General features: G+C 47.1%; 10 protein-coding genes. 4 read left to right on the top strand and 6 right to left on the bottom strand.

Annotation, left to right across the window (positions count from 1 at the left end):
• Positions 1-114 precede the first annotated feature (114 nt).
• Positions 115-1014, bottom strand: a complete 900-nt coding sequence (locus tag SSED_RS20035) for a DUF350 domain-containing protein (protein WP_012144169.1) — start codon at positions 1012-1014, stop codon at positions 115-117.
• Positions 1015-1027: 13 nt separating this feature from the next.
• A complete protein-coding gene (locus SSED_RS20030) occupies positions 1028-1987 on the bottom strand; it encodes a hypothetical protein (protein WP_012144168.1) in 960 nt (319 codons plus the stop codon).
• Positions 1988-2212: 225 nt separating this feature from the next.
• Here SSED_RS20030 and glnE point away from each other — a divergent pair, with 225 nt between their 5' ends.
• The 4 genes from glnE (at position 2213) to SSED_RS20010 (ending at position 7619) form a co-directional block, all read left to right on the top strand.
• Positions 2213-5077 carry a bifunctional [glutamate--ammonia ligase]-adenylyl-L-tyrosine phosphorylase/[glutamate--ammonia-ligase] adenylyltransferase gene (gene glnE / locus SSED_RS20025; RefSeq protein WP_012144167.1) on the top strand — a complete coding sequence of 955 codons (2865 nt, stop codon included), beginning with the start codon at positions 2213-2215 and terminating at the stop codon, positions 5075-5077.
• Positions 5078-5256: 179 nt separating this feature from the next.
• Positions 5257-6021, top strand: a complete 765-nt coding sequence (locus tag SSED_RS20020; protein WP_012144166.1) for a hypothetical protein — start codon at positions 5257-5259, stop codon at positions 6019-6021.
• Between the two features lie 152 nt (positions 6022-6173).
• Positions 6174-6623 (top strand): hypothetical protein, encoded by a 450-nt coding sequence (locus SSED_RS20015; RefSeq protein ID WP_012144165.1) that lies wholly within the window; start codon positions 6174-6176, stop codon positions 6621-6623.
• A gap of 228 nt (positions 6624-6851) precedes the next feature.
• Positions 6852-7619, top strand: coding sequence for a substrate-binding periplasmic protein (locus tag SSED_RS20010; protein ID WP_223295928.1), 768 nt, complete (start codon positions 6852-6854; stop codon positions 7617-7619).
• A 65-nt stretch (positions 7620-7684) separates the two neighbouring features.
• On the opposite strand, the gene SSED_RS20005 is transcribed toward SSED_RS20010, so the two are convergent.
• The 4 genes from SSED_RS20005 to zapE all read right to left on the bottom strand — a co-directional run bounded on the left by SSED_RS20005 (position 7685) and on the right by zapE (position 14528).
• The gene (locus tag SSED_RS20005; protein ID WP_012144163.1) at positions 7685-8476 is read right to left on the bottom strand and encodes an ABC transporter permease; all 792 of its coding nucleotides are present in this window, start codon (positions 8474-8476) and stop codon (positions 7685-7687) included.
• Positions 8477-8686: 210 nt separating this feature from the next.
• Complete coding sequence (locus SSED_RS20000; protein ID WP_012144162.1) at positions 8687-10927, bottom strand: DUF6351 family protein; 2241 nt, start codon at positions 10925-10927, stop codon at positions 8687-8689.
• A gap of 176 nt (positions 10928-11103) precedes the next feature.
• Positions 11104-13191, bottom strand: coding sequence for a methyl-accepting chemotaxis protein (locus SSED_RS19995; RefSeq protein WP_012144161.1), 2088 nt, complete (start codon positions 13189-13191; stop codon positions 11104-11106).
• Between the two features lie 182 nt (positions 13192-13373).
• Positions 13374-14528: a cell division protein ZapE gene (zapE, locus tag SSED_RS19990; RefSeq protein WP_041421829.1), complete on the bottom strand. Its 1155-nt coding sequence runs from the start codon at positions 14526-14528 to the stop codon at positions 13374-13376.
• Positions 14529-14578 lie beyond the last annotated feature (50 nt).

Genomic DNA, 14578 nt, shown 5'->3' with positions numbered 1-14578 from the left:
TTTGGAACTCGTCACTTCACTCACTCGTATCTCACAGTCAAACGCTTGCGGATAAAATAAAACGGCTAATCAAATGATTAACCGTATTTTATGTGTTCCTACAAAAATTCTGGGCTAGTACATTAGGCTCGTTAGAATAAGGGCTACAGCTACACTAATTGCCAGCTCCACGGTAGCGATACCGATATTGTGTTGCTGCTCGACCTCCTGAGCTAGATGTATTTTAGATAACACCAGCTTTTTCACTATCTTAATCAGTACAGAGAGAGTGACTAACATAATGATTGAGAAGATGAACCAGCCCACAAGATTGGCGATATAGGCTTGAGGGTTATAGATGATGAAATGGCTGGCAGCGTTGAAGCTCAGCGCCATGGCCAACATGTAGCCACTATGACGGATAGCTACCGCGGTGTGGCCTTGAACAAGTGCATCTTGCATCGAGGCATCTTGATTTCGTTTGGCGTAGCGAAATTCGCGAAAGCGGGTTAGCAGTACCAACATTAGCTGTGAAATGGCAAAGGCACTGAAGATGGCTATGAAGGTATCAAGGGTCAGGTCTTCGGCCCAGACCAATACTGCACGTATGATGATGGCTGTGGCAATTGCAGCGCAGGCATCGACAATCGCAACCGAGATATTCCCTTTGAGGATCTGCTCGTTTTTATTGAGCTCATTCAGGGCAACCTTATCGTGAAAGTACCTACCTAGCTTAATCAGTAGTAAGCCAAATAGTCCATAAACACTCATGCCGATAGCCTCAACAATATAGGAGTCTGCGGCTTCACCTGAGATGGCTCCGGTGAGCACGATACCTAATCCTGCAATGGCGCCGGCGGTACTGATCCCGAAGGCAAAATTATCTTTCTCTGCCAGTTCTATGCGGCTATCTACCTTGGCTGTCCAGCCCTGAAGGTAGCGCATCAAGGTTAAAAGAATAATGGCGATAGTCAGATCGATCACTAATATAATGGCTAGATCTGTTGTGATGCCGAAGTTTTGAAAAAATGTCATGGTATGTCCTTATCTATTTGCCTCGGCGTACACCGCGAGTAGTGCGACTGTTAGAATTACGGAAGTTACTGTTCTTAGAGTAGTTAGAACGGAACTTGCTGCCACTTTTACTGCGAGTACCTGTCGAACTCGCCTTGGGTGTACTCGTGCTTTGACGCGATAAGCTGGTTGAGCCCGTGCGTGATTTGGCATAGGGGCTGTCGAATTTCTTCCCCTGTGAGTTGAACTGTTTCTTGGTTCGCTCGAAGGTTTTGTTCTGTGCACTCGCCTGTTTAGGAGAGGTGTAACGGTAACGCCCTACATCATTGTAGTAACTGTAGTTTCTTCGGCTGGACCAGCGATCGTAGCCAATAGGGCCGCGCATCACATTGGAAAACATGGAGTACATGCCATACCAGGCCCAGAATGACATGCCATTTGAGCCTGTTTGCCAGCTGCCGTAGCCCGGATTACCGACTAATTGGCTACCCGCACCAAAATCTTCGGAGCCATTGGCGAGAGCCGCAGCCTCACGACTGATGGAGTTGACTCGGGCCAGCGCACCATTTGACATATCGGCGACGACGTTGAGTGGATCTGACAGCATGTCGTTATAGAGACTGGGATCGGCGGCTTGATAGATGTTTTCAGCTTCTGCCAGCTGCTGATCGAGATCGATGTAGTTGCCTGCATCACCAAGCTCGCGAACACGACGCACTAAAGAGGTAAACATAGGCCCTTTAGTGGTTGCATCTTTTGCCAGCTCATCGAGCAGGGGAGCCAGTTCAGTTTGTTGTTTTGCCAGAATACCAGTGTATTGCTTAAGCAGGGTGGCATTACGGATCTGACCGCTATCGAGCATCTGATTGAGTGAATCTATTCTCTGACCCGCCAATTGCTGGTATTGCGCAATGCGATCGGGCCTGTCATCACCGCAACCCACTAAGGTTAAAAGCAATGTAAGAGTGAGAACACGTATGAACATCGCTGCCATATTTTCTCCATTTATATTCGGTAGAGGCTGATAAAATATCATCAGCTTAGTATTTCATTAGGTTATAGTAACCCTTACTTTGAAATAAAAAGTAATTTTTTTTGTTTAAACTCAGTTCGGTGACTAGATTAAATCTTGGTCGTTACACGCTAGTCACAGTTAAGACATAATATGTCTTAATTGATAATAAGTCGATTGCCATAATTGTTAGGGATTATTATTACCATGGAAAATATCAGTAACAAGTCGTTACCCGCCATTATCACTGACGTTGCGGATCGTTACTGGCAAAGGTTAAATGAAGCGTGGCCTGAGCTCTCGACCTTAATAGATAAGAAGCATTGCGATGAGCTTTACCGGATCATGGGGGTGAGTGATTTTATCGCGGAGCAATTATGCCGACATCCTGACTGGATCCCCGCCCTATTCGATGGGCAGTTAGTTAAGGTTGAAAGGCTAAGTTTCGATAGAGAGCTGCATGAACTCATGGAGCCTTGCCGTAGCGAAGATGAAGCGAAAGCCATTTTAAGGTGCTATCGAAATCGGTTGATGGTGCGACTGGCCTGGCGAGACTTTTTCGGATATGTGAGCCTCGAAGACTCGCTGCTCGATCTCTCTGCCCTGTCTGAGGCGCTGATCATTGCCGGACGTGACTGGCTCTACCGTGAGCTCTGTCAGCAATACGGAACGCCTTGTGACCGTGAGGGAAATCCTCAACCCTTGATGGTTATCGGAATGGGTAAGCTGGGGGGACGTGAACTCAATTTTTCTTCAGACATCGATCTTATCTTTACCTTCCCTGAGCACGGAGAGACACAAGGTGGCCGCCGCGCCTTGGATAATCAACAGTTCTTTATTAAAATGGGCCAGCGTCTGGTGAATCTGCTCCATCAGGTTACTGTGGATGGTTTTGTCTACCGTGTCGATATGCGACTTCGCCCCTATGGAGAGAGTGGCCCTCTGGTGGTCAGCTTCAGTGCTCTGGAAGATTATTATCAGGAGCAGGGTCGCGACTGGGAACGTTATGCCATGGTGAAGGCGCGTGCGTTGGGTCCTTGGACTGCATTTTCTGATGAGCTGCACTCTATGCTGAGGCCATTTGTTTATCGCCGCTATATCGATTTTTCGGCTATTGAATCTCTGCGTAAAATGAAGCAGTTAATCACCCAAGAGGTCAGGCGACGTAAGCTTACCGATAATATAAAGCTGGGTGCCGGCGGGATCCGGGAAGTCGAATTCGTGGTGCAGAGTTTCCAGCTTATCCGTGGGGGACGGGAGCCTTCATTGCGTCAGCAAAGTCTGTTTGCCGCTATCGATACCCTGTATACCTTAGGACAGCTTGAATATTTGGCTGTCGATGATCTCAAGCAGAGTTACCTGTTATTGAGGCGAGTGGAAAACTTACTCCAGGCCATAGGCGACCGACAGACTCAGACCTTGCCCGATAATGGTCTGGATTGGTATCGATTGTGTCACTGCATGGGAATGGCTTCAGAAGCCGAGCTAAGAACGCATATCGAGTCTGCCATGAGCAAGATCCATCGACACTTTAATGATACGGTCGGGGGTAATGAGCAGGATGAGTCATCACAGTTGTGGACGCAGCAGCTCTGGAGTGTGCAAGAGGATGAGCATGCACAAGCGCTCATTAGTGAGCAGTCTATCGAAGACCCGGATCTCTGGCCCATGCTGAAATCATGGCGCGATACCATTGCGAAGCGTTCCATTGGACCTCGCGGCCGGGATACCTTAGATAAATTGATGCCCTGGCTCTTGCGTGAGTTAACTCCGCTGGTGTCTCCCTCCAAAGCCTTTGAGCCTGTGTCTAAGGTATTGGATCAGATCCTGACCCGCACGACCTATCTTGAACTCTTGTATGAGAATCCCGGCGCACGTCAACAGCTGGTGAGTTTATGTTGTGCCAGCCCATGGATTTCGGCTCAGCTGGCAAAATTTCCCATGTTGCTCGATGAGTTGATCGATCCGGCTCAACTCTATGATACGACCTCATTAGATGATTATGGCAGTGAGCTGCGTCAATACCTGTTGCGTGTGCCGGAAGAGGATATGGAGCAGCAGATGGAGGGGCTGAGACAGTTTAAACTATCGCAGCAATTGAAAATTGCCGCGGCTGACGTGACCGGAGTATTACCTGTGAGTCAGGTGAGCAACCATTTGACCTTGCTGGCAGAAGCGATAATTGAGCAGGTGGTGATGCAAGCCTGGTTACAGGTCAGTTCCCGCCATGGCGTTCCTACTCATCTCGATGAGGGGGATATGGGTTTTGCGGTTATCGGCTACGGTAAAGCTGGTGGGATTGAGCTGGGTTACGGGTCAGATCTTGATTTGGTCTTCCTGCACAGTTACTCCCGAGAACGTTTTCCGGAGAATACAGAGACTAATGGCGAACGTCCGATAGAGGTTGGCCATTTTTATCTCAAGTTGGCGCAAAGGATCCTACACCTGTTTTCAACCCGAACGAATTCAGGTGAGCTTTATGAAGTAGATATGCGCCTCAGGCCGTCCGGTGCTTCGGGTCTGCTAGTGAGCGAGATAGAGCATTTCGGTCAATATCAGCGTGAAGAAGCATGGACATGGGAGCATCAAGCCTTAGTGAGAGCTAGGTTTATGTTTGGAGATAATGCGTTATCCAGCCGTTTTAGTACGCTACGCTCCGAGGTTTTACAGTTACATAGAGAGAAGGAGACTCTGGCTCAGGAGGTGAGAGAGATGCGTTTGAAGATGCGAGAGCATCTGCTTAAGGTTAGCCCGGATATGTTCGATCTTAAACAGAGTGCTGGCGGGATCGCAGATATTGAGTTTATCGCTCAATACCTGGTGCTGGCTAATGCCAATGAGCACAGTGAACTCAGTATCTGGTCTGATAACATCAGAATCTTCTCGACTCTCGGAGAGTTAGCCCTATTGCCTCAACTCGATGCTCAGGAGTTAATTCAGGCGTATCTGTTTTTGCGTGATGAGAACCACAGGCTGACATTGCAACAAAAGCCCGGACAGCTCGCTTTGGAGCTGGTGGAGCTACATGCGCAGCGGGTGATTGAAATTTATCAAAACGTACTCGAGTTCTAGGAGCGGTTTATCTTTCTTGCTTGTCGCAAACTGCATCGCAGTTTGTGGCAAGAATTTGGCGTTGCCTTTGACCTAACTCCTGACTCCTCCTTAAGCAGTTGATACTTATCATCACCGTGTTTGGCTGGCCCGACTATTGCTTATTATTTGTACAAGTCTTTAGTTGAGGAGTGATGAAGATGCTCATCGATAATCCAAATGACGTTAATATTCCATCGGCCCTGTCTATTTTGAGTCTGCGATCCGTTTCAAGCCCCAATGAGTTTAAGGGGGAAGCTGAACACTCAGTTTTTAAGTCTAAGCGACGCATATTCCCTTCAGCCTGGCTGACCGTTCTGCTCTTCTTATTACTCTGCCACCATGTGTCTGCGGGGGAACTTTTTCAGCGCAGTACCTACCGCTCTGAACAGTCGGTTACTTCAATGGCTGACTCTAGAGTCGACAATCTACTCGAGAGTGATTCGGTTCGCCAACTCATTAATGAACTCAATGTGACCAAATTAAAAGATGCAGAGTTAACAGGCGTACCTGTCTCACCTCTGCAAAGCTCGACTTGGCAGTTGAGCTTAGATCATATCGAACTGGGGGGCGTTGGGAGTGCTTCCGGGGATGTGTGGGCTACACAGGACTATGGCTACCGAGACCTGCTGAGTCAAGATAGCCGCTTATACTCAGGTTGGGGAGCAAGAGTGGGTTACCGATTCCAGCTGGCCTCCGGGGTATCTGCATTAGTCAATGTCGGGGCGTTCAATTGGGAGCAGGAGTCTGGTTTGCTAGTTGGCAATAAGCAGAATCTAGAGCCAGATGGAATATCTCCATATTTAGGAGTGGGGTTTAATTTTAAGGTATCTCCCAAATCAGATATTCGGTTCCAGTGGGATCATTTTGAACTTGATGATCGTAGCTTCGAAGTTATTGGGCTTAAGTTTGAGTATCGATTTTAAATGGTATGGCAAGGATCGGAGGGGAATTAACTTCTGATACAAGTTAGCCTTGATACGATTTGTAGCATTAGTCTGAACCTATGACTGTTTTACTGTATGGCGTTTTACATTATATTGTCGAAGATGTGTAGTAAAATTGTGAGGCTAAGGTAATGATAATAACCGGTATTAGTAATCCATCTTCTCAGAATGCCTATCTGCCTGAACGTCAGTCGAACACTCATGCAACCCCTCAAAATTCTACTCATGTTGATACCGATAAAAGCCTCGTTTCTATAACGGAAAGAGAGACGGGGCAAGCCGCAAATCCCAAAGCGGAGAATAGTTTGGTCAACCTCTCTCCCGAATCGGTAAGGCTGCAAACTCAGAGCGGCAGCACTCAAATACCTGATACCGATAAGTTAGTCGCCCCTGCAAGTGCTAAGGGGACAACAGAAAAAGATAAGGCTGATCAATCCGGAGGAGTAAAGTCTTTTGCTTACGGGGCACTTGGTATGGATCACCCCGATAAAGTGGAAGAGAAGGAAGATGATTCCTATACCGCAGGACAATACCTTAAAGCTGCCGCCACCATAGGTAGTGTGATCGCCCTCTTTGTATAGAAACTTATCGTATAAATAACCTCGTCATAGCCCGAGACTGGTTTAAGCAAGCTTACCAAAGTCTAAGTAACTCCAGCCTTTAAACTCACACTGTTGGTAGGGGATGCTATTTAGAGATAAATTCAGTGTTTTTATATCTTTAATGAGTGATTAAGCTTATCTGTTCAGATATTGCTCTTCTCGTTTGTCTTGCTACACTCAAGCTAGGGATTCTTCGAGGGGGTATATGTGCGGATAAAACAGGTCGTGATGATATGTTTAGCTATCACAACGCTTATCTTTAATGCGCGGGCCAGCAGCTTGTCTGAGCTCGAGTATTTAACTGAATCCTACCCGCCATATAACTATCAGGAAGAGGGAGAGTTAAAAGGGATTGCGGTGGATCTGCTGCGTGCAGCCTTAGCCAGAGTTGGTGAAGGGCTCCCCAGAGAGAATATTCAGCTTTTACCTTGGCCCAGAGCCTATAAGATGGCCTTAGCGGGCCCTGACCGGGTACTTTTTTCAACGACTCGCACCCAGCTTCGTGAAGACTCATTTCACTGGGTCGGACCTATCGTTGAAACCCGGGTAGTGCTGTTTGCAAGGGCTGAGAGTGAGATCAATATTCATTCGATAGATGAGCTGTCGAACTACAGCATAGGCGGGATAAAGGACGATATTGGCGAGCAACTCCTGTTATCTTTTGGAGTGCCAGCGAAACATATTAAGCGGGCAAATAGTGCATACTCTCTGCTCAAGATGCTAAATAAGGGCCGTATTCAACTATGGGCCTATGAAGAGAATGTGGCCAATTGGAATATTCATAATGCTGGTTTAGACCCTAGTTTATTCAAGTCTGTTTTTACCCTTCAGGAGAGTGAGCTCTATTTTGCTTTCAGTAAAGATACGGATCCTGAGCTAGTCAATAAGCTACAGCTGTCTATCGATGAGATAAAGAGTGAATTTATTGGTGATGGCAATAATCTATATGAACAGATCATCTCTAAGTATCGTTAGCCGCAGTATTTCAATATCCAGCTTGCAGGCGCAAATCAGCTAACACCTAATGCCTTTCATTCATTTTATGGCTTGTTAATACGGATTTTGATAAAACCTGTGGGTTCAATACTGCTTCTTACCGACAGGACTAATGAAATAGTCACAGACACACTTAACATGACAAATATCGCAACCAGTATGACTAACTGATACTTGATAGCGACCATAGGATCGCTGCCTCCCAAAATCTGACCCGTCATCATACCCGGTAGTGTAACGAGCCCCGTAGTAGTCATAGAGGCCAGAATAGGGGCTAAAGATTGCTTCAAGGCCGATTGAACGAAAGGGTAGGCCGCCTGATTCGGTTTTCCCCCCAGGGCCAAGACCCCTTCATACTCCATTCGTTTTTCCTCAAAGGCAGAAAATAGCCTTTGCAAGGCAACAATATTCCCACTGAGACTATTACCCAGTAGCATGCCGGCGAGTGGGATAGTGTATTGCGCGCTGAAGATGGGCTGCGGTTTTAATAAGAGGGCCAGGAGAATAAGCATAAGCGGTGTTATGGCGATAATTAACCCGGTAAAAACGGGAAGATACAAGACGCGCTTGGGGAGCTTAACGCCGCCGATGATCGCACTCGCTCCTATGAGTATCATGACGCTTAACCAGAGTATATTTAACAGTGGACTGTTGAGCTCAAACAGAAACTCCAGGTATAAGCCAACCAGGATTAATTGCACCGTCATTCGTATCACCGCAATGGAGATATCACGGCCTAATCTGAGTTCAAACCTTCGATTGATGAGCAGGGGAATAAACAGTACTGACATAAATAGGGCTAATTGCCCCCAACTGATATCTATGGTCGATCCCATTGTTATTAGGCTCTTAATTATCGAGGGATAAGGGATCTTATGCTTAATTTAGAACGAGGTCAAAATAGCCTGTTCGAAGATAAGCAGGAAGCTTTATCCAGTTGGTTCGGGCACATTGAACTTTGAGCTAATCAGCAGATTGATAGGTTGGAATAAGCTCAGTTATAGCCCCTGTTCCTGTGGATTAGGGGCCATACTGTGGTTCAACCGTTATTTGGCTTTCGTCTGATTGCTGTATCTGATCTTAGGGCTCTTTTTTGCGTGCAGCATAGGGCTTAATCCCATATCGGGTCTGGCTATATCACCTTGGTTATAATCACAGACACCACCTGGAAATATCGATGTTAGCTTTTGCAGGTATGGGGTCATAGATATGTCACCATAGGTACCATTTGCGATAGCACTGGCAACCGGGATCCGGCCACACTTAAAGATGCTCCCCGCCCAAGGGCCACCTGCTTGAACCCGAATATTGCTGTAGTTAGGGAAGACTTTACTGCACTCCCCGGAGGGTTTACTGTTCCACTCCCCGTCCCAGACATTATCTCCTTCGAATAGTATCTCTCCCCGACTACCTATACAGGCGTCGCGCAGCGATTGAGGTTTCGCTGCCACTGGATCTTTGTCATCAGAGGCTTTTATATTCATTAGCCAGCGATCTAAATACTCAACCCCCTCCTTGAGTGGGGTGTAGTCCTTGTGAGATATCCAGATAACCTGATTATCGTTATGGCCCTGATAACTCTGGATCCTGAGACGGCTCTCAAAAGAGGCGGCCGTATGATGCATATTGAGCTCATCTTCCAGATAGTGGCGGATCTCTAAGATAGGCACCTCCGCCTTCCCAATAAAGATCTGTCCATAACGATAGCCATTATCGATAGCCTTCGGATCGGCAGGCTTTCTCTTCGCAATATCCGGTGAAGGTTCGGTAATGTTATTACGGCTCCAAAGGCTTAACCACAAGGGAAACTTCATTCCAAATGGCGTAAATGCCGTCTCTTCTCGCATCTTATCCTGAGGAACCCAGGAGCCAATATATTGATTGAGATGAATAAACTCTTCGATACTGATATCGCCGCGGCGCAGTGCCATCAGGCCATATTGAACCCCTTCATTGCCCCAGGTTGTGCGCGCGAAGCCATTGTTATCGACCCCATAGATCTGTGCTAAGTCTTGCCAGTAGGTCCAATTTACCTGAGCTTTCACATCGTCAGAGAAGAAGGGTTTAATATAGCCCTGCTTGGGGTTATAGAAGAAGGTTGAGGCGATAAACCAGGAGTAGACGCATTCGCTGCTACCGTTAGGCATAGATGGCCAGGCTCCTGCGAACAATTGATTCAGAGGGACAAGAAAGGTGTAGGGGTGACTGAAATCATTGATACCATTCATGCCTTCAATATTTTCTCTCTGCTCCCAGTCCCGCCACTTGTCATTGTCATTCGCGGTAATATTGAAGTAATGCTGTAGCAGGTCACAATCGAGTATGAAAATTGATTGTGAGACCATATCCGGATAGCTGTATAGCGGCATTAACCCATCCAGTATCCCCTCGCTGTTTTGTGCGATCAGGTATTGGGCCAGTGCTCCACCCGAGCCGCCAATGCCCAAGGTATATATGGGATCGCCATAGAGGGAGGTGAACTGTTTCTTTACTCTCCTGGCAATATCTTCGGCCAGGAGCATGTTATAGGAGTAGCTGGTGTTATTACCGCTGGAGCCGACTACCGCGTATCCTTGTGATAAGAGAGATCTCCGTCTGCCGATAAATCGTTCGGCTCCCATCTGTCCCTGGCGGAAGCCGATGCTGGATCCGCCTTTAAATTGATAGAGCAGCTTCTTGTTCCAGTACTGCTTTATATTGCGGTTACCCAGGCCATATTCAGGCACTAACATGACGATATGATAGATGTAACGGTTGATGCTGCCTCTTTCCAATCGATAGATCTCGGGGACGAGCTTTCCCTCTACCTCTATATGGGATATGTCGGATGTTGCTGGTGGATTGTCTATGTTGTAGGGCTCGATTGAGTCGTCGTCATCGACTTCGCCGGCCACTGCATAGTAGTAATCCAGTCTCGACCTTATTAAGCAGTCTTTACTGTAGCCAATAAGCTGCTCATTATCATCGTATATAGGCACTCCATAGCCTTCCTCATTATCGACTAAAGGTTGTCCCAGACCGGCATCGACTGTCATGCAGTAAAAGGGGTATTGGCGCTTACCTGAGTAGAGACTGTCGGCGGGACCGACCTCACCAATCTGTATAGGGAAAGAGAAGGTCTCTTCTGGTCTTGGAGTGAGGCTTATGTGCTTATCTATCTGTAATAGTGTATTTTCTTGGTTCATTGGAGCCACGGCTTTCACTTGGCGTTTTACCAAAGGATCTTGTTCGCATGCGCAGATAAGAAGTGATAAGGCAGATAGAAGAATTAACAGTCTTTGGTTCATTGGTCACCCCCGCTTCTCTTTAATTCTCCTTTTAAGTCTTGTTCTATTCGATAAAAAAGCAAACAATTTTATGGATGAACCTCCATCTATTTACCAAGTGAACATCAGTTAATCCTGGTGATAAGGCTCGAAATTCGAGCCTTATTGGGAGGTTAAATCATCTGATGTTGAGCTTTTCAGTAGCGGAAATGATTAATTTTTTCGTTAACTTCATCGACGAGTCTGGCTGAACTTGTACTCTCCTCTTGTGCTGCATTAGCACCTTCTGCCAAAGACTCTGCAGCGTCATTGATGGCGACAATATTGCGGTTTACCTCTTCGGTCACTGCCGCTTGTTCCTCTGCCGCACTGGCAATCTGATGCGCCATATCTTGGATCTTACTACTCTGATTATTCACTTCATTGAGTTCTTCTACGGCTTGATTTGCATGAGTTAAGCAGGTTTGACTCAGTTCTCTGCTTTCACTCATGGTACTCACAGCTTGCTTACTCTTACTTCGAAGCGCATCAATCATATGCTGTATTTCATCGGTGGAGTCGGCGGTTCGAGTGGCCAGCACTCTTACTTCATCGGCAACCACAGCAAAGCCTCGGCCTTGTTCGCCGGCTCTTGCAGCCTCAATAGCCGCATTGAGTGCCAGTAGATTCGTTTGCTCTGAGATATTGCGAATAACATCCAGAATGGAACCAATACTCTCAGTTTGCTTCTCTAACTCGATGATCTCATTAGATGCGTGGTTGACGTGTTCAGAGAGAGACTGCAACCCCTCTGCATTGGCTTGAACCACCTCTTGGCCTTTAGAAACAGACTCTTGGGTGGTTGAAACTGAGTCAGCTGTTACCTGAGCATTATCTGAGACACTGTGGGCGGTCGATGACATCTCATTGGTAGCGGTAACGACCTGTTCTATCTCCATCTGTTGAGTGCTGATCTGTTCCCTGCCAGATTCAGAAAGGGCCGCATTGCGCTCGGCGCTGTGGGTGAGTTCACTCATGCTATTGGCGACGTCCGAAACGATCGAGCGTACATTAGCGATAAAGGTATTGAGGTGAGTGGCGAGCTGGCCAGTTTCATCTCTACGGGATATTTTTATCTCCTGGGTTAAGTCGCCACCCGATTGAGTTAAGTTGGCAACCACGTCGACTAACTCACGAATAGGTCGATTAATTGAGCCTGACATGATCCAGATGAGTAGCATGCCAAAAATGGCGGCGATACAACCTACGAGGAGTTGTCCGCTAAGATTTGCGGCAAAGCCCGTTTCAAGCTGTTCAACAATGGCATTGGCCTCAGCTAGTGCCAGCTCTTTGGGGACCTGGATTAAAATTTCCCACTGAGTATTTGTACCTGTGACGACAAAAGTTTTACTGGCGATGATACTGCTATCTGTGATCGAAGCTTGCTGTTTTTGTCTGGCTGTAAGTAGCTGGGCAATATCTGAGCTGTTGGCTGACTTGCTAATATTGTTCTTATTGCGGCTATCGGCGCTGATAAGCCCTCTGGGGCTGAGGATTATCACTCTTGAGGCGCCGTTAAAAAGGTTATCGGCGGCCTGTGTTGCTAGTTGCTGCAAGAAGTTTAGTGAGTAATCGACACCGACCATACCGACATATTGACCGTCATGTATAACTGGCGCGACAAACGAGCTTAACAGCGTATCGACTCCCTGGACTTCATAGGAGGCGGGATCAATAACGCAGGGCGAGCGACTCTCCATAGGGCACAGATACCACTCTGAGCTTCTGATCCCCGTGGCGGTGAGCTTTTCTGAATAGAAGTCGCTTAGAGGTTGAATATCAATTTTACCTGATGCTGAACGGGTCCAGTAGGGGGCGAAATTACCACCGGGTAGAGAGTCGCGGTTGTCGGTATTACCGCTATCGAGTCCATCGAATCGGTTGGCTTCCCATCCTGTATATATGCCTAAAATATCATGATTATTTTCGACCAGATTCTTAAGCATGCTGTTGACTTGCGCGCGGCTAAGACCGGGAGCTTGTGGAAATAATCCACCTGCAACCGAGGTCGCAATATCCATGGCATGGTCGAATGCCGCATTGATTTTTAATGCCTCTTGCCGGGCGGATAAATTAATATTCTCTATGACTTGATCTTGAGCTTGGTTCAACACGCTGTCGTGGACTTCATGTCGCAGAGATTGGTTGGAAAAGTAGCCGTAGCCGATGATAGCTAAGGTGACTGCAAGCAAACTTGCAGAGCCAAAGAGTAATATCTGATGCCGAATACTGGAAAATTGAATCATTGTGCCCCCTAACGATAAACTTCATCTTCAATATTAGTTCACTATCTTGAACTGAGGGGCTGGAAGTAAAGATTACGTGAAACCAACATGTTTCTATTGAGGGGAGGAAAGTCAGGGAATATAGTCAGGATAAGCTCTGACTATCGCACCTTTTTAGTGGGGAGGTGTAAATATTGCCGGTGCTAAGACGGCATTCTTTTTGAGCTTTTGGTGTATTCATGTGACTGCATCTCTTGAAGACGGCTGTATGTTCTCCTGAATTCGAAGGAGAGCGCGCCTTGGCTGTATAGATGTTCCAGAGGGACTTCTGCGGTCAGGTAGAGGCTGACTCCTTGATCGTAAAGCTCATCGACTAATGCAATAAAGCGTCTTGCTGGGTCGTCCCCGATGGCATAGGAAAGTTGTCTCTCACCGGTTTTGGTCGCCAGTGCACCATCTTCTGTACCTCTGGCTCTTATCCAGGACTTGGCTTCTCCGCCCAACACCGGAATATCACTTAACAGTACCGTGGTAAATTGACTCGCCAGTTCAATATAATCGAGCTGAGATCTGGGCCCGTTACAGAGTGAATTAAAATCCAGCCATAGAAGGCGTCCCGCCCGTTTTATGATCTCAATCGGGCGACCTAAGATGATTAACGGTTCACTTTGATATCCTGCTCCGGAATTTAATTTTGTAAACAGAGCATCTGTGTCGGTATGGGCATTAATAAAATAGCTCTGCTTAAAAGTGAGTCGACGTAACCTGTGGTCGGCCTCACCGTCAAGATGAATCTCCCGGGTCGATTGCTGTAAAAGCTCGATACTCGGCTCGAACCGCTCCCTCTGTAATCCGTTTTCATAGAGACGCCGTATCGGAATATTCGACGTTGCGACCAATAGAATCCCCTCTTTGAACAGGGCGTGAAAAAGATTACCCAAGATCATGGCATCACCGATATCGGAGACGAAGAACTCATCGAAACAGATAAGCCTGCACTCCTTCGAGATGCGTTTTGCTATGCGCGCTAGTGGTTCTCTGTGACCCGATTCTTGCAACAACTCCCTATGAATACGTGCCATAAAGCGATGAAAGTGTAATCTTAGCGGTGGTTGAGTCCCCGAGTCAGATACCGCCTCACAGAATAGGTCCATCAACATGGTTTTACCGCGACCAACATCCCCCCAAATATAGAGACCCTTTAACCTTGAATCTGTTGACTTTGCGGGGTGAGGAAAAGCGATGATCTGCTTAAACAAGCTATCCAATTGCTCAATCGCTCGCTCCTGTATCGGATCATAGGCAAAGCCTGATTGGGTTAATCGTCTCCGGTACCGTTCGAGTGGCGATAAAGTCATTGGGTGGTATCTGCATAAATAATGAGAAAGGGAGTATATCAGCTCCCTCA

Origin of the sequence: Shewanella sediminis HAW-EB3 (assembly GCF_000018025.1) — a bacterium.
GTDB lineage: Bacteria > Pseudomonadota > Gammaproteobacteria > Enterobacterales > Shewanellaceae > Shewanella > Shewanella sediminis.
This window is presented reverse-complemented; position numbering and strand designations above follow the sequence as displayed.